This is a genomic window from Streptomyces rubiginosohelvolus (assembly GCF_014649875.1).
Lineage (GTDB): Bacteria > Actinomycetota > Actinomycetes > Streptomycetales > Streptomycetaceae > Streptomyces > Streptomyces rubiginosohelvolus.
Window position 1 is genome coordinate 283,874 of the sequence record NZ_BMTW01000005.1, and the last position, 19,607, is coordinate 303,480.

Annotated in this window: 13 protein-coding genes; 11 read left to right on the forward strand and 2 right to left on the reverse strand. The window is 72.0% G+C overall.

The features are described from left to right. Positions 1-151: 151 nt before the first annotated feature. From IE134_RS15490 to IE134_RS15510, 5 genes are all read left to right on the forward strand, one after another. On the forward strand, positions 152-2,392 hold the full coding sequence (locus tag IE134_RS15490) for an MMPL family transporter (RefSeq protein WP_098894675.1): 2,241 nt from the start codon (positions 152-154) through the stop codon (positions 2,390-2,392). After that, positions 2,370-2,927 (forward strand): GNAT family N-acetyltransferase, encoded by a 558-nt coding sequence (locus tag IE134_RS15495; RefSeq protein WP_030714878.1) that lies wholly within the window; start codon positions 2,370-2,372, stop codon positions 2,925-2,927. The genes IE134_RS15490 and IE134_RS15495 overlap by 23 nt, the downstream gene beginning before the upstream one ends. A 59-nt stretch (positions 2,928-2,986) precedes the next feature. After that, the gene (locus IE134_RS15500) at positions 2,987-3,619 is read left to right on the forward strand and encodes a hypothetical protein (protein WP_098018584.1); all 633 of its coding nucleotides are present in this window, start codon (positions 2,987-2,989) and stop codon (positions 3,617-3,619) included. A gap of 234 nt (positions 3,620-3,853) precedes the next feature. Beyond that, positions 3,854-4,030 (forward strand): hypothetical protein, encoded by a 177-nt coding sequence (locus IE134_RS15505; RefSeq protein WP_179888043.1) that lies wholly within the window; start codon positions 3,854-3,856, stop codon positions 4,028-4,030. Between the two features lie 2 nt (positions 4,031-4,032). After that, positions 4,033-7,275 carry a helix-turn-helix transcriptional regulator gene (locus IE134_RS15510; RefSeq protein ID WP_189430783.1) on the forward strand — a complete coding sequence of 1,081 codons (3,243 nt, stop codon included), beginning with the start codon at positions 4,033-4,035 and terminating at the stop codon, positions 7,273-7,275. Between the two features lie 27 nt (positions 7,276-7,302). Here IE134_RS15510 and IE134_RS15515 read toward each other — a convergent pair whose 3' ends face one another. After that, a complete protein-coding gene (locus IE134_RS15515) occupies positions 7,303-8,517 on the reverse strand; it encodes a PQQ-dependent sugar dehydrogenase (RefSeq protein ID WP_078614416.1) in 1,215 nt (404 codons plus the stop codon). 128 nt (positions 8,518-8,645) lie between these two features. Beyond that, positions 8,646-9,602: an aldo/keto reductase gene (locus tag IE134_RS15520; RefSeq protein ID WP_030714865.1), complete on the reverse strand. Its 957-nt coding sequence runs from the start codon at positions 9,600-9,602 to the stop codon at positions 8,646-8,648. Positions 9,603-9,766: 164 nt separating this feature from the next. Between IE134_RS15520 and IE134_RS15525 the strand changes: the two genes are divergently transcribed. The 6 genes from IE134_RS15525 (at position 9,767) to serA (ending at position 19,542) form a co-directional block, all read left to right on the forward strand. Then, a complete protein-coding gene (locus IE134_RS15525) occupies positions 9,767-10,714 on the forward strand; it encodes a 2-hydroxyacid dehydrogenase (protein WP_030714862.1) in 948 nt (315 codons plus the stop codon). 408 nt (positions 10,715-11,122) lie between these two features. Continuing rightward, on the forward strand, positions 11,123-13,948 hold the full coding sequence (locus IE134_RS15530) for a putative bifunctional diguanylate cyclase/phosphodiesterase (protein ID WP_030714859.1): 2,826 nt from the start codon (positions 11,123-11,125) through the stop codon (positions 13,946-13,948). 218 nt (positions 13,949-14,166) lie between these two features. After that, the gene (locus IE134_RS15535; RefSeq protein WP_073774728.1) at positions 14,167-16,023 is read left to right on the forward strand and encodes an acetolactate synthase large subunit; all 1,857 of its coding nucleotides are present in this window, start codon (positions 14,167-14,169) and stop codon (positions 16,021-16,023) included. 23 nt (positions 16,024-16,046) lie between these two features. Further along, positions 16,047-16,574, forward strand: a complete 528-nt coding sequence (ilvN, locus tag IE134_RS15540) for an acetolactate synthase small subunit (protein ID WP_006127785.1) — start codon at positions 16,047-16,049, stop codon at positions 16,572-16,574. 110 nt (positions 16,575-16,684) lie between these two features. Further along, positions 16,685-17,686 (forward strand): ketol-acid reductoisomerase, encoded by a 1,002-nt coding sequence (ilvC, locus tag IE134_RS15545; RefSeq protein ID WP_010056416.1) that lies wholly within the window; start codon positions 16,685-16,687, stop codon positions 17,684-17,686. A gap of 263 nt (positions 17,687-17,949) precedes the next feature. Beyond that, the gene (gene serA / locus IE134_RS15550) at positions 17,950-19,542 is read left to right on the forward strand and encodes a phosphoglycerate dehydrogenase (RefSeq protein WP_006127787.1); all 1,593 of its coding nucleotides are present in this window, start codon (positions 17,950-17,952) and stop codon (positions 19,540-19,542) included. The last annotated feature ends 65 nt before the right edge of the window (positions 19,543-19,607 follow it).

The window sequence follows — 19,607 nt, forward strand, 5'->3', positions numbered from 1 at the left end:
AGGGGCAGATCAGGCCCTGTGACCATGGCCACGAAACGGACAAAGGATCACGATCTGCTGTCAGAGTGGGCGGTCTCAGGTCATGAGACGTTTACGGGCAGATCACGTTATCTGCGGGTAAAGGTCCACGAACCCGCAGGGAGCTCGTCCGTTGGCTGCCATCGCTCGCTGGTGCATCAGGCACCGTCTCGTCGCCGTTCTCATCTGGCTCGCCGCTCTCGGCGGGACCGCCGCAGCGGCGGGCATCGCCGGTTCGGCGTACTCCAACGACTACGAGGTCCCCGGCACCGAATCCGGCCGGGCCACCGAACTCCTCTCGCAGGGCTTCACCGACCTCGGCGGCGACACCGACACCGTCGTCTGGCACACCACCGACTCCACGGTCAGAGCCGCCGACGTCGAGCAGACGATGACCCGCACGCTCCACGCGATCGAGGACCTGCCGGGCGTCGGCGCGGTCACCGGCCCCTACGGCACCGCGGGCCCCGGCCAGATCAGCCAGGACGGCCACACCGCCTACGCAACCGTCACCTTCGACCGCCCCGCCGACGAGATCCCCGCCTCCCAGGCGCAGGCCCTCGTCGACACCGCGAAGGCCGCCGAGGCCGACGGACTCCAGGTCGAGCTGGGCGGCACCGCCGTCGCCCTCACCGAAGCGCCCTCCGTCCACTTCGCCGAAGGCATCGGCGTGATCGTCGCGGCCGTCGTGCTCTTCCTCGCCTTCGGCTCCCTGGCCGCCAGCCTGCTGCCCATCGCCACCGCCCTCGTCTCCGTCGGCACCGCCTACGCGGGCACCGTGCTGCTCGGCCATCTGATGACCGTCGCCGACTTCGCCCCCATGCTCGGCATGCTCATCGGGCTCGGCGTGGGCATCGACTACGCCCTGTTCATCGTCACCCGGCACCGCAGAGGGCTCCGGCGCGGCATGTCCGTGCCCGAAGCGGCCCAGAACGCCGTCGCGACCACCGGCCGCGCCGTCGTCTTCGCCGGGGTCACCGTCTGTATCGCCCTGCTCGGCATGCTGATCCTGCGGCTCGACTTCCTCAACGGCGTCGCCATCGCCGCCTCGCTCACCGTCGTCCTCACCGTGCTGGCCTCGGTCACCCTGCTGCCCGCCCTGCTCTCCCTCATCGGGATGCGGGCCCTCAGCCGCCGCGAACGCCGGCAGCTCGCCGAACACGGACCGCGCCCCGAACTGCCCACCGGCTTCGCCGCCCGCTGGTCCGCCTTCGTCGAGCGCCACCCCAAGCTGCTGGGCGGGGTCGCGGCCGTCGTCATGCTGGTCCTCGCCCTGCCCGCCCTCGGTCTCCACCTGGGCACATCGGACCAGGGGAACAACCCGGCCGGCGCCACCACCCGGCAGGCCTACGACCTGCTCGCCGACGGCTTCGGGCCCGGCGTCAACGGCCCGCTCACCATCGCCGCCCAGCTCGACGGCGCGGACGACCGGCTCGCCCTGGACTCGCTGCCCGAGAAGCTGCGCACCACCGAAGGCGTCGCGTCCGTCAGCCCGGTCACGTACAACAGCGGCGGCGACACCGCCTTCCTCACCGTCGTCCCCGACTCCTCGCCCCAGTCGCAGGAGACCAGCGAGCTGGTCGACCGGATCCGGGGCGACGTGCTGCCGCCGGTCCAGGACACCACCTCGCTGGAAGCCCATGTCGGCGGGGTGACTGCCAGCTACGACGACTTCGCCGAGATCATCGTCGGGAAGCTGCCCCTGTTCGTCGGAGTCGTCATCGGGCTCGGCTGTCTGCTCCTGCTCCTGGCCTTCCGGTCCATCGGCATCCCGATCAAGGCCGCCGTGATGAACGTGGCCGCCGTCGCCTCCTCCTTCGGCGTCGTCGTGGCCGTCTTCCAGTGGGGCTGGGGGAGCGAGCTGCTCGGCCTCGGCAGCGCCGGGCCCATCGAACCCTTCCTCCCCGTGATCATGGTCTCCGTCCTCTTCGGCCTCTCCATGGACTACCAGGTCTTCCTGGTCGGCCGGATGTACGAGGAGTGGCTGGAGACCGGCGACAACCGGCGCTCCGTACGGGTCGGCCTCGCCGAGACCGGCCGGGTCATCAACTCCGCCGCCGTGATCATGATCTCCGTCTTCCTCGCCTTCGTGCTCAGCGGCGACCGGGTCATCGCCATGTTCGGCATCGCGCTGGCCACCGCCGTAGCCCTGGACGCCTTCGTCCTGCGCACCCTGCTGGTGCCCGCCCTGATGCACATGCTCGGCGGGGCGAACTGGTGGCTGCCCGGCTGGCTGGAGAAGCGGCTGCCCCGGATCTCCATCGAGCCGCCCGACTGCGTACCGCTCCATGCGAAGATCCCGGGGGCGCGCGCCACCGAGGAGGGTGTCGCGCAGACGGAGGAGGAGCACGATGTTCGCCATATCCCTGGGTGACGACAAGGCGGAGCTGCGGCCGCTGGAGATCTGGCAGGACGAGGAGTTCCTCGCCCACATGGACCGGGCCCGCGAGCTGGTCGACCCCTGGATCCCCTTCGCCTCCTTCGCCACGGACCGGGACTCGGCGCGCGCCCTGCTCCAGCGGTACGCGGAGAAGCAGGCGGCGGACACCGGACGGCTGTACGGGATCTGGCTGGACGGCACCCTCGTCGGCGGCGTCCTCTTCCGGATCTTCGACACGGCGTCCGGCAACTGCGAGATCGGCGTCTGGCTGGAGCCCGCCGCCCAGGGCCGCGGCCTGATCACCCGGGCCGCCGAGCGGCTGATCGACTGGGCGGTGTACGAGCGCGGTATGCACCGCGTCGAGTGGGACGCCTCCGCCGCGAACACGAAGTCGATCGCGGTGGCGAAGCGGCTGGGCATGACCCGCGACGGGGTGATCCGGCAGAACTACCTCTACCGGGGCGTACGTCACGACTCCGAGATCTGGTCGGTCCTCGCCCCCGAGTGGAAGGCCCGCACCGGGCGCTGAGCCCCGGCGCACGCCCGGCGTTAAGGGCGCTCTCATCCGGGCCCCCTAGCGTGCGGCGCATGAACACCACCCCCGCCAAGACGACGACCCCCGACGAGACGGCTGCCGCCCAGGACGCGGCGGCGAAGGACACGGAGACGAAGGACGCCCCGGGTACGTCGTCGGGGGCCGGCGACTCCGCGACGGCCCCCGACGACCTCTCCACGCAGCCCGAGGGCGACGCCGCCGACGACGGCATCGCGGACGAGGACCTGGAGCCCGACCCCTTCGAGACGGCCCGGCACGGCGTCGGCGCGGGCGCGGCGGCCGTCGTCTCCGCCGCCCTCGGCGTCGTCGCCCTGACCGGCGCGTGGAGCGGCCGGGTCGCCGCCGAGCGCGAGACGCTCATCGGCCAGATCAAGACCTCCGGCGGCGGCAGCGCGGCCCAGCAGATCTCGGAGATCTACGGGGACGCCTGGCACACCACCGCCCTGGTCAACGGTGTCTTCGCCGTCCTGGCCCTGCTCGTCGGCGTCGTCGTCCTGGTCCGCCCCGCCTTCGGCGCCCCCGCCGACCGGCCGCAGCCCGCCTGGGTCCGCGCGGTCGCCCTGGCCGGTGTCGCCCTCGGCGTCCTCGGTGTGCTGATCTCCGCGGGCATGTACTTCGACCTCTTCGCCTCCCTGCCCAGCGCGGGCACCCCGGCCGGCGGCTGACCCGGCCGAGTACCCGCGTAAGGCGCGCGGGCCCGCCTCCTAAGGCCCCCGCCCACCCCTCGGGCACGGGATGAGCCCGCCTAAGGCCCCCACCGCCGCGAAGATGCGGAACTCGCCCGATGCCCCACCCCCACCTGGCCGACGACAGTGGACACACAGCGAACACAGGGCCCCGGCCGACCGGCCGGGCCACCCCTCCGGTCCGCTGCCACGACCAGGAATCAGGGGAACACCATGTACGAGTACGAGATCTACCGCTCCACCTCCGCCGAGCTGATCCGCCGGGCCGACGCCGAGCGCGAGATCGGCCGGGCCCGCCGCGCCCGCCGGGCCGCCCGCCGCAGTGGGCGCCAAGACCCGGAGGGGAAGGTGAGGCAGGGCGACCGCAGCCGCTTCACCCCGGCCGCCTGACGATGGCCCGGCCCGGGACGACCCCCGTGCCGGCCCCCGGTCCCGCCGCCCCTTCCGTACCGGGCGCGGTGGGCCGGGACCGTACGGCGGGCATGGTCACCCTGCGCGAAAAGACTCCCGCCGCCTCGCACGCGTATGCGATGCTCAGCGGCGTGGAGACCAGGTCAGTCAGCCCCGTGTTCGTCGGGCGCGCCGAGGAGCTCGCCTCGCTCACCGGGGCGCTCGCGCGGGCCGCTTCCGGCGATCCGCAGGCGCTGCTGATCGGCGGTGAGGCGGGTGTGGGGAAGACCCGTCTGGTCGAGCAGTTCGTCTCGGCGGCCGAGCGGCGCGACGCCGTGGTCGCCGTCGGGTCCTGCGTCGAGATCGGGGCCGACGGGCTGCCGTTCGCCCCCTTCCCGACCGCCCTGCGCGCCCTGCGGCGTGCTCTGCCCGAGGAGATGGCCGCCGCCTGCGCCGGCAAGGAGGGCGAGCTGGCCCGCCTCCTGCCCGAGCTGGGCGAGGCCCACCGGGACGCCACCGACGAGCACAGCACCGCCCGCCTCTTCGAACTCGCCGCACGCCTGCTGGAGCAGATCTCCGCCGACCGCCCGGTCGTCCTCGTCCTGGAGGACCTGCACTGGGCGGACGCCTCCACCCGGCATCTGCTCGCCTATCTCTTCCGCACCCTGAACACCGGCCGCCTCATGGTCGTCGGCACCTACCGCGCCGACGACATCCACCGCCGCCACCCCCTGCGCCCCCTCCTCGCCGAGCTGGACCGGCTGCGCACCGTCACCCGCGTCGAACTCGACCGGTTCAGCCACGACGAGGTCGGCCGCCAGCTCGCCGGGATCCTCGCCGAGATCCCCGAGGCCGCACTCGTCGACGAGATCTTCGAACGCTCCGACGGCAACGCCTTCTTCGTCGAGGAGCTGGCCAGGTCCCTGGAGTGCTGCGGCGACAGCTCCGGGCTCTCCGAATCGCTCCGCGACCTCCTGCTCGTCCGCGTGGAGGCGCTCCCCGAGCACGCCCAGCGGGTCGCCAGGATCGTCGCGGAGGGCGGCTCCTTCGTCGAACACGAACTGCTCGCCGCCGTCGCCGGGCTCGGCGAGGACGACCTCGACGAGGCCCTGCGCGCGGCCGTCGGCGCCAACCTGCTGCAGCCCGCGCCCGACAGCGACGGCTACCGCTTCCGGCACTCCCTGGTCCGCGAGGCCGTCAGCGACGACCTGCTGCCCGGTGAACGCACCCGCGTCAACCGCCGCTACGCCGAAGCCCTGGAGGCCGACCCCTCCCTCGTCCGCGACGACGAACGGGCCACCCGTCTCGCCAGCTACTGGTACTACGCCCACGACGCCGCCAAGGCCCTGCCCGCCGTGCTCCGCGCCGCCGTCGAGGCCCGCCGCCGCTACGCCTACTCCGAGCAACTGCGGCTGCTGGAGCGGGCGATGGAGCTCTGGGACGACGTCCCCGGTGAGGTCCTCGCCACCCTGCGCCCCTTCGACTACGCCGAGGTCTACCCGGCCTCCGCCTGTGACCCCGAGAACACGCCCCTGCGCTACCTCGACGTGATGGCCGAGGCCACCGTCGCCGCCCACTTCGGCGGCGACCGCAAACGCGCGCTGGCCATCTCCAAGAAGGCCATGCGGGTCCTGGCCGCCGAGGCCGACCCGCTGCGCGAGGCCTGGTTCCTCGTGCAGCGCAGCCGGCTGGTGCAGGGGCTCGACAAGGGGGACGGCTGGGAGGAGCTGGCAGCCGCCCAGGAGCTGGTGCGGGGGCTGCCGCCGTCGTCGGTGCAGGCCGACGTCCTGACGAACGTGGCCAGTTGGAGGGCGCTCCACCAGCCGGGACCGCAGGCGCTCGCCGACAGCGACCGCGCCGTGGAGTACGCCCGGCTCGTCGGCGACGAGTACATCGAGCTGCACGCCCGCCTCACCCGCGGCTGGCTCGTCGCGGACGCGGGCGGCGTCGAGGAGGGCCTCGCCGAGATGTACGCGGTCCGGGACCGTGCCGAACAGCTCCACCTGATGAACCTCCTCGGCCGGGTCAGCGTCAACCTGCCCTCCTCGCTGGAGGCGATGGGCCGCTCGCTGGAGGCCGTCGCCGCCGCCGACCACGGCATCGAGATCTGCCACAGCCACGGTCTGGCCGACTCCGGGGCCTGGGTGTACGCCAACCAGTCCCAGTCCCTGTTCTCCCTCGGGCACTGGGCCCAGAGCGAGAGTGCCGCCGCGTCCGCCGCCCGCCTGGCGCTGGGCCTCCGGGCCAAGGGCCTCGCCGCGCTGCGCCGTACCGAACTGGCCGTCGCCCGGGGGGACACGGCCGAGGCGGAGGAGCAGCTCGCCCTGGTCCGCAGACACTTCGGGCACCGCGACCCGCAGCACCAGCACACGATCGACCCCGGGCGGCACACCATGGTGCTGGCCGCCTCCCAGGGCAGGCTCGCCGAGGCACGGACGGCGTTCAAGGAGCTGGCCAGGGTCGGCTTCCCGCCCGGCACCCAGCGCTACGCCCTGCCCCTGCTCCAGACCGCCGCCATGATCGAGGCCGACGCCCGCGGACTGCCCGCCGCCGAACCGGACCGCCCGGAGCTGCTCGCCCTGATCCGCCGGTGCGTGAAGCCGATCCCGATGCTCGTCCCCGTATGGCAGGCCTACGGCGTCTTCATCGAGGCGGAGCTGGCCCGCGCGGAGGGCACGGACACCCCCGGCCACTGGGCCCGTGCCGCCGAGGCCTTCGGCCCGCTGTGCCGCCCGTACCAACTGGCCCAGATCCACCGCCGGTGGGCCGAGTCCCTGCTCATCGCCCCCGGCGAGCGGTCCACCGCCACGGCCCTGCTGCACCGCGCCCAGGAGACCGCCGGGCGCCTCGGCGCGCGCCCGCTCGCCGAGGCGGTCGAACAGCTGGCCGCCCGCGCCCGCATCACCCTCGACGGCTCCGGCACGGTACCCGGCCCCGACCCCGGGATCCCCCCGGCCGTCCTGGCCCCCGTATCCGCCGCCGACGGCCCCGGCCGGCCGCCGGCCGAGGAGGAGGAGGACCCCGCCATCGCCGCCGTGGCGTCCTTCGGGCTGACCCCGCGCGAGCAGGACGTGCACCGGCTGGTCGCGGCCGGACACACCAACCGGCGGATCGCCGAGGAGCTGTTCATCTCCCCGAAGACCGCGAGCGTCCACGTCTCCAACATCCTGGCCAAGCTGGGCGTCTCCAGCCGCGGCGAGGCAGCCGCCCTCGCCCACCGCCTGAGGCTCTACCCGGCGGCCTAGGGGGTGTCTTGCCGGGGCGGCGGCCCGCTACTCCACCTCGACCTGAAGGACCCTGTCGTCCCCGTTCTGCTGTGTGCCGCGCCCGTCCGTGTTGCTGGTGAGCAGCCACAGGCGGTCGCTCCCCGCGCTCACCACCGTGCGCAGGCGGCCGTGCTCCTCCTCCAGGAACGCCTGGGGGTCCGCGAGAGGCTCCCCGGCCTTCTCACCGGACAGCGGGATCCGCCACAGCCGCTCACCGCGCAGCCCGGCCATCCAGATCGAGCCCTCCGCGTATGCGATCCCGCTGGGGGAGGCCTCCGAGGTCTTCCACTGCGCCACCGGGTCGATGAACCCGTCCTCGCCCTCCCGGCCCTCCACCTCGGGCCAGCCGTAGTTACCGCCGGGCTCGATCAGATTCAGCTCGTCCCAGGTGTTCTGCCCGAACTCGGCGGCCCACAGCCGCTTCTCCGCGTCCCAGGCGAGCCCCTGCACATTGCGGTGCCCGTACGAATACACCACCGAGTCCGCCTCCGGATTGCCGTGCACCGGCTCGCCGTCGGGCGTCATCCGCAGGATCTTGCCCGCCAGCGACTCCTTGTCCTGCGACAGCTCCGTGTCCCCGGCCTCGCCCGTGCCCGCGTACAGCATCTTGTCCGGGCCGAAGGCGATCCGGCCGCCGTTGTGGATGCTGCCCTTGGGGATACCGCGCAGCACCGTGTCCGGGGCGCCGAGCTGCTGTCCCGCCGGGCGCTTCTCGTCGTAACTCATCCGGACGATGCGGTTGTCGGACGTGGTCGTGAAGTACGCGTACACCAACTGGTCCGCGCCGAACGTGGACGAGACGGCGAGCCCGAGCAGTCCGCCCTCGCCGGCCGGGGCGACCCCGGGCACCGAGCCCAGCAGCGTCTGCTTGCCGCTCTCGCCGTCGATCCGGTGGATCGTCCCCTCGTCCCGCGAGGACACCAGCAGATCACCGCCCGGCAGCGCGGCCAGACCCCAGGGCGACTTCAGGTTCTCCGTCAGCGTCGAGACGACCTTCGCCGAACCCTTCTCGGGCGGCAGGTCCGCCGACCGGCTCGGCGAGGCCGGGGAAGCGGAGCCCGAGGCGGTCGGGGAACCGGCCGGCCGGCCGGACGCACCACCGTCCCCGTCCCCGTCGCCGGAACACGCGGCGGACAGCAGCAGGGCGGCCGACGCCACCGCGGCCAGCACCCCCCTGCGCACGGCCGGGGACTGCACATGTCCGAACAGAGCACCACGCACGGAACCGATCCTTTCGACGGTTGCCCGACTACCTGCCCCCACACCGCGTTCCCTCACAGTGTTCCTACCTCCCGGCGGGGCCAGAAGTTCCCGATCCGCCCATTCTCCCGCCGTACGGGGCGCGACGCTCAGTCCCAGGACTCGCGGGCGGCGGGCAGCGCGTCGATCTCCGCCAGGTCCCGGTCGTCCAGGACCACCCCGGCCGCCCCGGCGTTCTCCACCGCCCACTGTTCCCGCTTCGTCCCCGGCACCGGCACCACATGCGGGCCCTGGCGCAGCACCCACGCGAGCGCCACCTGCGCCACGGTCGCCCCCCGGCGCTCCGCGATCCGCCGCAGACCGGCCACCACCGGCTGGTTCGCCGCCATCACCTCGGCCGTGAACCGGGGATGCCGGGCCCGCAGATCCTCCGGCTCGAACCCCTGCCCCGGCTTCAGCGTCCCAGTCAGATAACCGCTGCCCAGCGGCATCGCGGCCAGCAGCCCGACCCCGCGCGCCACGCACCACGGCAGCAGCTCCGCCAGCGCCTCCCGCGACCACACCGACAGCTCCGCCTCGACGGCGCTGACCGGGAAGACCTGCTGGATCCGTTCCAACTGCCGGATCGTTCCCTCGAACGGGCCCTCGCCCGACCGGCGCGGGGCCCGCGCCCCCACGGCGCACAGCCCCAGCGAGCGCACCTTGCCCACGGTGACCAGCTCCGCCATCGCGCCCCAGGTCTCCTCCACCGGCACCTCGGGGTCGGCCCGGTGCAGCTGGTACAGGTCGATCACATCGGTCTGGAGCCGTCGCAGCGAGGCGTCGCAGGCCCGCCGGACGTACCCCGGCCGACCGTTCGCGACGATGTGCTGATCGCCCACCAGCAGCCCGCACTTGGTGGAGACGAACGCCTCCTCGCGGCGGCCCTTCAGCGCCCGCCCCACCAGCAGCTCATTGGTGAAGGGGCCGTACATGTCCGCGGTGTCGAGCAGCCGGACGCCCGCGTCCAGGGCCGCGTGCACCGTCCGCACCGAACGGTCGCCGAGCCGCTGCGACGCGCTGTAACCCCAGCTCATCGGCATGCAGCCGAGCCCGACCGCACCCACGGCAAGCCCCGCCGCCCCGATAGTCCTGCACTCCAACTCCCCGAACCCTCCCTCGTACATGCGGCTACGGGGCCGTACCGCACCCCAAAGTAACCTCTGGCCTCCCGAGGTCTTCTCCCAGCCGCCCTGGAGCGCTCGCACACCCGTCGCATAGCCTCCCGACCATGACTGCGACGACTGCTGACGTATGGCTGCCCTTCCCGGCCGAGGAGATCGACGGGCTTCCGGACGGGCCCAACTACCTCTTCTGGAACGGTGGCCCGGACTTCCCCGCCGATCCGGCCGACTGCGCCTACTACGTCGTTCCCTACATGCAGGGCCCCGAGGTCGCGCAGCGCCCGCTGGCCGCCATGAGCGGCGTCCAGGTGGTCCAGACGCTCTCCGCCGGCATCGACCACGTCGAGCCCGGCCTCTCCCTGCTGCCCGCCGGGGTGCGGCTCTGCAACGCCAAGGGGGTGCACGAGGCGTCCACCGCCGAGCTGACCCTCGCGCTGATCCTGGCCTCCCTGCGCGGGTTCCCCGGGTTCGTCCACGGCCAGGACGAGGAGGAGTGGCGCTCCGGCTTCTACCCGGCGCTCGCCGACAAGTCCGTCCTCATCGTGGGGTACGGCTCCATCGGCTCGGCCATCGAGGACCGGCTCGCCCCCTTCGAGTGCGCGCGGGTGGCGCGCGTCGCGCGCTCCGCGCGGACCACCGCACGCGGTCCCGTACACACGCTCGACGGTCTGCCCGCCCTGCTGCCCGAGGCCGACGTGGTGATCCTCTCCACCCCGCTGAACCCGTCCACGCAGGGGCTGGTGGGCGCCGACTTCCTCGCCGCGATGCCCGACGGTGCACTCCTCGTCAACGTCGCACGCGGCGGAGTCGTCGACACCAAGGCCCTGTTGGCCGAACTGGAATCCGGACGGCTGCGAGCCGCGCTCGACGTGACCGACCCCGAACCCCTGCCCCAGGGCCATCCCCTCTGGCATGCTCCGAATGTCTTGATCACGCCTCATGTGGGCGGCAGCACCTCGGCGTTCGAACCCCGCGCCAAGCGGCTGCTGGCCGCACAGCTCACCCGGTTCGCCGCCGGAGAGCCGGTGCGGAACGTGGTCGTCACCACCGGCTGACCCCGCCGAGGCGGCCACGCTACGGGGTGGTCCGGATGCACGCAGTGCCGCTCACCTCGTGTTTCGTCACGGAGCGTAGAGAAGCTATGGCCCTGAGTGACGGATCTGGTGTATCGTCCGATCCGGGGCGCTGCGCCGTGAAAGGGACGGCGCGGGGGAGCATCGGAACGCGAGGGGGCGACGGGCGATGTGCTGGCCATGGAGAGACGAGCCGACGCGGACGAGCGGGCGGTCGCGGCCGTCCGCGCCGACGGGGCGCACCGGCCGCCGATGGCCGGATCCATGCCCCGGAGCGGTCTCCCGGGAGCGGCCCCGGCCGCCGCGGAGCGAGCGACGCCGGAGGGGCTCCGTGAAGAGCCAGGCGCCGGGGGGCACGTGCCCGGCGGGCCCGGGGCGGGGAGCCCTCCGGTGAGCGCGCTGGGGGCCCTGCTCGCCACGCGGTCCGAGTCCGGCTCCACCGGGATGCGGTCCCGCATCCTGCTCGGCCTCGTCTGCGCGGGATATTCGGTGGGCGCCGCCTTCGGCTGGGGCTCACCGCAAGTCGCCGTCTTCATGGGGGACTTCGGTCTCGCCGCCGCGGCACTGGTCGCCGCGGTCTCCTGCTTCCTCTACGCACGGACGGGCGCGGGCCGGCTGCGCCCCGCCTGGCTGCTGTTCTCGCTCTCCTCCCTCATGGCGGCCTGCGGAAACGCCGTCTGGGGGTGGTACGAGGTGATCCTCGGCGTCCCCGTGCCCACCCCCTCCCTCGCCGACGTCTTCTTCCTCTGCTTCGCCCCGCCCGCCATCGTCGGGCTGCTCGTCCTCGCCAAACGGCCCGTCACCCGGGCCGGCTGGGTCTGCCTCGCCCTGGACGCCTGGCTGATCGGCGGCTCCCTGCTGACGCTCGCCTGGAGCCTCGCCCTCGCGCACACCGCGCATCTGGCGGGCGTCCAGGACACCAGTGTCGCGCCCGCGGCCCTCTCGCTGGCCTATCCGCTGCTCGACATCGTGCTCGTCTCGATGGTGCTCGCCCTGCACTTCCGGCGGGCCGGGGTGAACCGCTCCGCGGTGAACACCGCCATCGCCGCTCTGGCGCTCACCGTGCTGAGCGACGCGGTGTTCACCTCGCCGCTGCTGCGCTCCACCTACCACTCGGGCCAGCTCCTCGACGCCGGCTGGTTCGCCGGGTCGCTGCTCCTCGCCTACGCCCCCTGGGGCGCCCGCCGTGGAGCCCGCCGGCCCGCCCGCCCCGGCCCGCCGCGCGCCACCACCGTCAGCCGCCCGATCGCCGGCTCCCTCGCGGCCCTCACCCCGTATCTCGCCGCCGCCGTCTGCACCCTGGGCATCCTGTACAACGTGGTCGACGGCCGCCGGGTGGACCGGGTGGTCATCTTCACCGGCTGCACCGTCGTCCTGGCGCTGGTCGTCCGGCAGGGCATCATGCTCCTCGACAACATCTCCCTCACCCAGGAGCTGGCCCAGAAGGAGAACCACTTCCGCTCCCTGGTGCAGGGCTCCAGCGACGTCATCATGATCGCCGCGCCCAACGGCACCCTGCGCTACGTCAGCCCCGCCGCCGCCGGGGTCTACGGGCGCGAGGCGGAGGGGCTCGTCGGTGCCGAGCTGTCCTCGATCATCCACCCCGACGATCTCGGCCGGTTCGTCCACGAGGTGCGGCGCTTCCTCGCCGCCCCGCCCCACGAGGAACCCACCACCCGTATCGAATGCCGCTTCCGCTCGGGCACCGGCGACTGGCTCAACGTCGAGTCCACCGTCAACCGCCACCAGGGCGGCCTCCTCCTCAACAGCCGGGACGTCACCGAACGGGTGCGGCTCCAGGCCCAGCTGCAGCACAACGCCGAGCACGACCCGCTCACCGATCTGCCCAACCGGGCCCTGTTCACCGCCCGGGTCCGCCAGGCGCTCGGCGGCCGGCGCGCGAGCGACCCCGGCACCGCCGTCCTCTTCATCGACCTCGACGGCTTCAAGCAGGTCAACGACACCATCGGCCACCAGGCGGGCGACGAACTGCTCATCCAGGCCGGCCGCCGCCTCCAGGACTCCGTCCGGGCCGGCGACACCGCCGCCCGGCTCGGCGGCGACGAGTTCGCCGCGCTCATCATGGGCGACGGCACCCGCGACCAGGGCGCCCGCGAGTACCAGGTCCACGAGATCGCCGACCGGCTGCGTCTCACCCTCTCCCAGCCCTACCGGATCGGCGCCAGCGAGGTCCGGGTCGCCGCGTCCATCGGGGTGGCCTTCGCCGAGCCCGCCATCAGCCCCACCGACCTCATGCGCAACGCCGACCTCGCGATGTACCGCGCCAAGGCCGGCGGCAAGGACCGGGTCGAACTGTACGCCCCGCAGATGCAGGCCGACGTCGTACGCCGCTCCGAGCTGGCCACCCGACTGCGCACGGCCCTGCGCGACGGCGAGTTCGCCCTGCTCCACCAGCCCGTCGTGCACCTCGCCAGCGGCTCCGTCGCCGCCGTCGCCGCCCAGGCCCGCTGGCGCTCCGCCCAGGGCATCCTGTTCACCCCCGCCGAGTTCCTCCGGGTCTCCGGAGACGACGACCGCACCGCCGAGCTCGGCCGCTGGCTCCTGGAGGAGGCGGTCGCCCAGGCCGCCGACCGGGCCAGGGCCGGGCACCCCGTCGCCGTCTCCGTCCGCCTCTCCGCCGCCCGGCTGCTGGACGCGGCCCCGCCCCTCGGCTCCATCGAGGCGCTGCTCACCCGCCACGGGCTGCCCTCAGGCGCCCTGATGATCGAGGTCGCCGACAGCGACCCGCGCGTCTCCTTCGACGCCCTGGAGCAGCGCCTCGTGGCCCTGCGCCGGCTCGGCGTACGGATCGCGCTCGACGGCTTCGGCAGCGGCTTCGCGGCGATCAACGCGCTGCGCCGGCTCCCCATCGACGTACTGAAGCTCGACCGGAACCTGGTGGAGGGGGTGGTCGAATCGGCCAGACTGCACAAGATCACCAGCGGCCTCCTGCGGATCGCCTGCGACCTCGGCCTCCAGTCCGTCGCCGACGGCGTCGACGTCCCCGAGCAGGTCCTCGCCCTGCGCGCCATGGGGTGCACCCACGGCCAGGGAATGGCCTTCTCCGGCCCGCTCGACGAGTACCGGCTGCGCCGCGCCCTGGTGCGCGGGGAGTTCCCCGTACCGGGCATTCCCAGCCCCCGGCCGGTGATGGCGGGCGGCTCGATCCCGCTGCTCACCGGATCACATACTGAGACGCCTGTCCCACCCACTTGACACGTCATGCGTGCCGGAGAGAGGGTCAATGCCATGCGCACCCGAATTCTCGTACTTGGAAAGCGCGTCGGCTGAAGCAGAGTCACTCCACGACACTCTGCGGACCGCACCCGGCGCGCTCCCCTCGCTTGCCTCACGGCACGAGGGGTTTTTTGTTGCACTGACACCTCTCAAAACGCTGCAAAACACCCGCGAAAACCCTCAGCTTCGAGAAGAGAATGCCGATGACCGAGCAGGCCACCGGGGCCCACCACCCGCAGCCGCGCGCCCGTACCGGCGGACAGCCGTCCGTCACCGTTGAGCACGTCACGGGCGCGCAGTCCCTCATCCGTTCTCTCGAGGAAGTCGGCGCCGACACGGTATTCGGCATTCCCGGCGGTGCGATCCTCCCCGCCTACGACCCGATGATGGACTCCACCCGGGTCCGCCACGTCCTGGTCCGCCACGAGCAGGGCGCCGGCCACGCCGCCACCGGATACGCGCAGGCCACCGGCAAGGTCGGCGTCTGCATGGCCACCTCGGGCCCCGGCGCCACCAACCTGGTCACCCCGATCGCCGACGCGCACATGGACTCCGTGCCGCTCGTCGCGATCACCGGCCAGGTCGCCTCCAAGGCCATCGGCACCGACGCCTTCCAGGAAGCCGACATCTGCGGCATCACGATGCCGATCACCAAGCACAACTTCCTGGTCACCAAGGCCGAGGACATCCCGCACACCATCGCCGAGGCCTTCCACATCGCCTCCACCGGCCGCCCCGGACCGGTCCTCGTCGACATCGCCAAGGACGCCCTCCAGGCGAAGACCACCTTCAGCTGGCCGCCCACCCAGGACCTGCCCGGCTACCGCCCGGTGACCAAGCCGCACGCCAAGCAGATCCGCGAGGCCGCCAAGCTGATCACCCAGTCCAAGCGCCCCGTGCTGTACGTCGGCGGCGGCGTCCTGAAGGCCGGGGCCACCGCCGAGCTGAAGGTCCTCGCGGAGCTGACCGGAGCGCCCGTCACCACCACCCTGATGGCGCTCGGCGCCTTCCCCGACAGCCACCCGCTGCACGTGGGAATGCCGGGCATGCACGGTGCGGTCACCGCCGTCACCGCGCTGCAGAAGGCCGACCTGATCGTCGCCCTCGGAGCCCGCTTCGACGACCGCGTCACCGGCAAGCTGGACAGCTTCGCCCCGTACGCCAAGATCGTCCACGCCGACATCGACCCCGCCGAGATCGGCAAGAACCGCACCGCCGACGTGCCGATCGTCGGCGACGCCCGCGAGGTCCTGGCCGACCTGGTCCAGGCCGTCCAGGCCGAGCACACCGAGGGCAACACCGGTGACTACGCCGCCTGGTGGAAGGACCTCAACCGCTGGCGCGACACCTATCCGCTGGGCTACGACCTGCCCGAGGACGGCAGTCTCTCCCCGCAGCAGGTCATCCAGCGCATCGGGCAGCTCGCCCCCGAGGGCACGATCTTCGCGGCCGGTGTCGGACAGCACCAGATGTGGGCCTCCCACTTCATCGACTACGAGCAGCCCGCCACCTGGCTCAACAGCGGCGGCGCCGGAACGATGGGGTACGCGGTCCCCGCCGCGATGGGCGCCAAGGCCGGCATGCCCGACCGCACGGTCTGGGCCATCGACGGCGACGGCTGCTTCCAGATGACCAACCAGGAACTGACCACCTGCGCGCTCAACAACATCCCGATCAAGGTCGCCGTCATCAACAACGGCGCCCTCGGGATGGTCCGCCAGTGGCAGACCCTCTTCTACAACCAGCGCTACTCCAACACCGTGCTGCACTCCGGCGCGGACACGGACGGCAACGCCGCCAAGGGCACCCGCGTCCCGGACTTCGTCAAGCTGTCCGAGGCCATGGGCTGCCACGCCATCCGCTGCGAGGACCCGGCCGACCTGGACAAGGTCATCGAAGAGGCCAACTCCATCAACGACCGCCCCGTCGTGATCGACTTCATCGTCCACGAGGACGCCATGGTCTGGCCGATGGTCGCCGCCGGCACCTCCAACGACGAGGTCCAGGCCGCGCGCGGCGTCCGCCCCGACTTCGGCGACAACGAAGACGACTGAGAGACAGAGAGAGAACGACTCCCATGTCCGAAAAGCACACGCTCTCCGTCCTGGTCGAGAACAAGCCCGGTGTCCTCGCCCGGATCACCGCCCTGTTCTCCCGACGCGGCTTCAACATCGACTCGCTCGCGGTCGGTACGACCGAGCACCCCGACATCTCCCGCATCACCATCGTCGTGAATGTCGAGGGCCTGCCCCTGGAGCAGGTGACCAAGCAGCTCAACAAGCTGGTCAACGTCCTGAAGATCGTCGAACTCGAGCCGTCCGCTGCGATCCAGCGGGAGCTCGTCCTGGTGAAGGTGCGCGCCGACAGCGAGACCCGCTCCCAGATCGTCGAGATCGTCCAGCTGTTCCGCGCCAAGACCGTCGACGTCTCCCCGGAGGCCGTCACGATCGAGGCGACCGGAGGGGCCGACAAGCTGGAGGCGATGCTCAAGATGCTGGAGCAGTACGGCATCAAGGAGCTCGTCCAGTCCGGCACCATCGCCATAGGGCGCGGCGCGCGCTCGATCACCGACCGGTCCCTGCGCGCCCTCGACCGCTCCGCCTAGCGGCACCGGGAGCGGCGCCCGCGCCGCTCGCATGGCGAGACCCGACAACGCATACGACGCACCCCGCCGTACGGTGGGACGCAACACCTGCACACCAAGGAGAAGACCCAGTGGCCGAGCTGTTCTACGACGACGATGCCGACCTGTCCATCATCCAGGGCCGCAAGGTCGCGGTTCTCGGTTACGGCAGCCAGGGCCACGCCCACGCGCTGTCGCTCCGCGACTCCGGCGTCGACGTCCGCGTCGGTCTGCACGAAGGCTCGAAGTCCAAGGCCAAGGCCGAGGAGCAGGGTCTGCGCGTGGTGACCCCCGCCGAGGCGGCCGCCGAGGCCGACGTCATCATGATCCTCGTCCCGGACCCGATCCAGGCCCAGGTCTACGAGGAGTCCGTCAAGGACAACCTCAAGGCGGGCGACGCGCTGTTCTTCGGCCACGGCCTGAACATCCGCTTCGGCTTCATCAAGCCGCCGGCCGACGTCGACGTCTGCATGGTCGCCCCCAAGGGCCCCGGCCACCTGGTCCGCCGCCAGTACGAGGAGGGCCGCGGCGTCCCCTGCATCGTGGCCGTCGAGCAGGACTCCACGGGCAAGGGCCTGGAGCTCGCCCTGTCGTACGCCAAGGGCATCGGCGGCACCCGCGCCGGCGTCATCAAGACCACCTTCACCGAGGAGACCGAGACCGACCTGTTCGGTGAGCAGGCCGTCCTCTGCGGTGGCACCGCCGCCCTGGTCAAGGCCGGTTTCGAGACGCTGACCGAGGCCGGCTACCAGCCCGAGATCGCGTACTTCGAGTGCCTCCACGAGCTGAAGCTCATCGTCGACCTCATGTACGAGGGCGGCCTGGAGAAGATGCGCTGGTCCATCTCGGAGACCGCCGAGTGGGGCGACTACGTCACCGGCCCCCGGATCATCACCGACGCCACCAAGGCCGAGATGAAGAAGGTCCTCGCCGAGATCCAGGACGGCACCTTCGCCAAGAACTGGATGGCCGAGTACCACAACGGTCTGCCCAAGTACAACGAGTACAAGAAGGCCGACAGCGACCACCTGCTGGAGACCACGGGCCGCGAGCTGCGCAAGCTCATGAGCTGGGTGAACGACGAAGAGGCCTAGGCCTCGGGGGAGCGGGGCGGGTCCATGACGGACCCGCCCCGCTCCACAGTGCCCCAGGGGCGTTCCGTACGGGTGTACACCACGTCCACCCTCGTGCGGGTGATCCTTCCACGGGGGCGCGGTACACAGCCCGTCGCATGACTACACTTCTCAACACATACACGCGTCAGGGCCCACAGTGTCGTGCGTCTACCACGCGGCTAGCCCCTCCACCGCCTGCGGCCGTCGGGACGGCCGTCCGCACTGGACTTGTGAGGACTCACGTGAGCTCGAAACCTGTCGTACTCATCGCTGAAGAGCTGTCGCCCGCCACGGTCGACGCCCTGGGTCCGGATTTCGAGATCCGGCACTGCAACGGCGCGGACCGCGCCGAGCTGCTCCCCGCGATCGCCGACGTCGACGCGATCCTGGTGCGCTCCGCCACCAAGGTCGACGCCGAGGCCCTGGCCGCCGCCAGGAAGCTCCGGGTCGTGGCCCGCGCGGGCGTCGGTCTGGACAACGTGGACGTCTCCGCCGCCACCAAGGCCGGCGTGATGGTCGTCAACGCCCCGACCTCCAACATCGTCACCGCCGCCGAGCTGGCCTGCGGTCTGCTGGTGGCCACCGCGCGCAACATCCCGCAGGCCAACACCGCGCTCAAGAACGGTGAGTGGAAGCGCTCGAAGTACACCGGGGTCGAGCTCAGCGAGAAGGTCCTCGGCGTCGTGGGCCTCGGCCGCATCGGCGTCCTGGTCGCCCAGCGCATGTCGGCCTTCGGCATGAAGATCGTCGCCTACGACCCCTACGTCCAGCCGGCCCGCGCCGCGCAGATGGGCGTCAAGCTCCTCAGCCTGGACGAGCTCCTGGAGGTTGCCGACTTCATCACCGTGCACCTGCCGAAGACCCCCGAGACCCTGGGTCTCATCGGCGACGAGGCGCTGCACAAGGTGAAGCCGTCGGTCCGCATCGTCAACGCCGCGCGCGGTGGGATCGTCGACGAGGAGGCGCTGTACTCCGCCCTCAAGGAGGGCCGCGTCGCCGGCGCCGGCCTCGATGTGTACGCGAAGGAGCCCTGCACGGACTCCCCGCTGTTCCAGTTCGACCAGGTCGTCTGCACCCCGCACCTCGGCGCCTCCACCGACGAGGCGCAGGAGAAGGCGGGCATCGCCGTCGCCAAGTCCGTGCGCCTCGCCCTCGCCGGTGAGCTGGTCCCGGACGCGGTCAACGTCCAGGGCGGCGTCATCGCCGAGGACGTACGCCCCGGTCTGCCGCTCGCCGAGAAGCTCGGCCGGATCTTCACCGCGCTCGCGGGCGAGGTCGCGGCCCGCCTCGACGTCGAGGTGTACGGCGAGATCACCCAGCACGACGTGAAGGTGCTGGAGCTCTCCGCGCTCAAGGGTGTCTTCGAGGACGTCGTCGACGAGACCGTGTCCTACGTCAACGCCCCGCTGTTCGCGCAGGAGCGCGGTGTCGAGGTCCGCCTCACCACCAGCTCCGAGTCGCCCGACCACCGCAACGTGGTCACCGTGCGCGGCACGCTCGGCAGCGGCGAGGAGGTCGCGGTCTCCGGCACGCTGGCCGGCCCGAAGCACCTTCAGAAGATCGTGGCCATCGGCGAGCACGACGTCGACCTGGCGCTCGCCGACCACATGGTCGTCCTGCGCTACCAGGACCGTCCCGGTGTGGTGGGCGCGGTCGGCAAGATCCTCGGCGAGGCCGGGCTGAACATCGCGGGCATGCAGGTCTCGCGTGCCGCGGAGGGCGGCGAGGCGCTGGTCGTCCTCACCGTCGACGAGACGGTCCCGCAGCCGGTGCTGACCGAGATCGCCGAGGAGATCGGCGCGTCCTCGGCCCGCTCGGTGAACCTCACCGACTGACCCACCTGTACGACCCCGGCTGCCGGGCGCCCACTTCACCGGGGCGCCCGGCAGCCGCGTTTTCG

Coding starts and splice junctions, on each gene's coding strand:
- IE134_RS15495 (WP_030714878.1), top strand. CDS start 2,370: ATGTTCGCCATATCCCTGGGTGACGACAAGGCGGAGCTGCGGCCGCTG.
- IE134_RS15500 (WP_098018584.1), top strand. CDS start 2,987: ATGAACACCACCCCCGCCAAGACGACGACCCCCGACGAGACGGCTGCC.
- IE134_RS15505 (WP_179888043.1), top strand. CDS start 3,854: ATGTACGAGTACGAGATCTACCGCTCCACCTCCGCCGAGCTGATCCGC.
- IE134_RS15510 (WP_189430783.1), top strand. CDS start 4,033: ATGGCCCGGCCCGGGACGACCCCCGTGCCGGCCCCCGGTCCCGCCGCC.
- IE134_RS15525 (WP_030714862.1), top strand. CDS start 9,767: ATGACTGCGACGACTGCTGACGTATGGCTGCCCTTCCCGGCCGAGGAG.
- IE134_RS15535 (WP_073774728.1), top strand. CDS start 14,167: ATGCCGATGACCGAGCAGGCCACCGGGGCCCACCACCCGCAGCCGCGC.
- ilvN (WP_006127785.1), top strand. CDS start 16,047: ATGTCCGAAAAGCACACGCTCTCCGTCCTGGTCGAGAACAAGCCCGGT.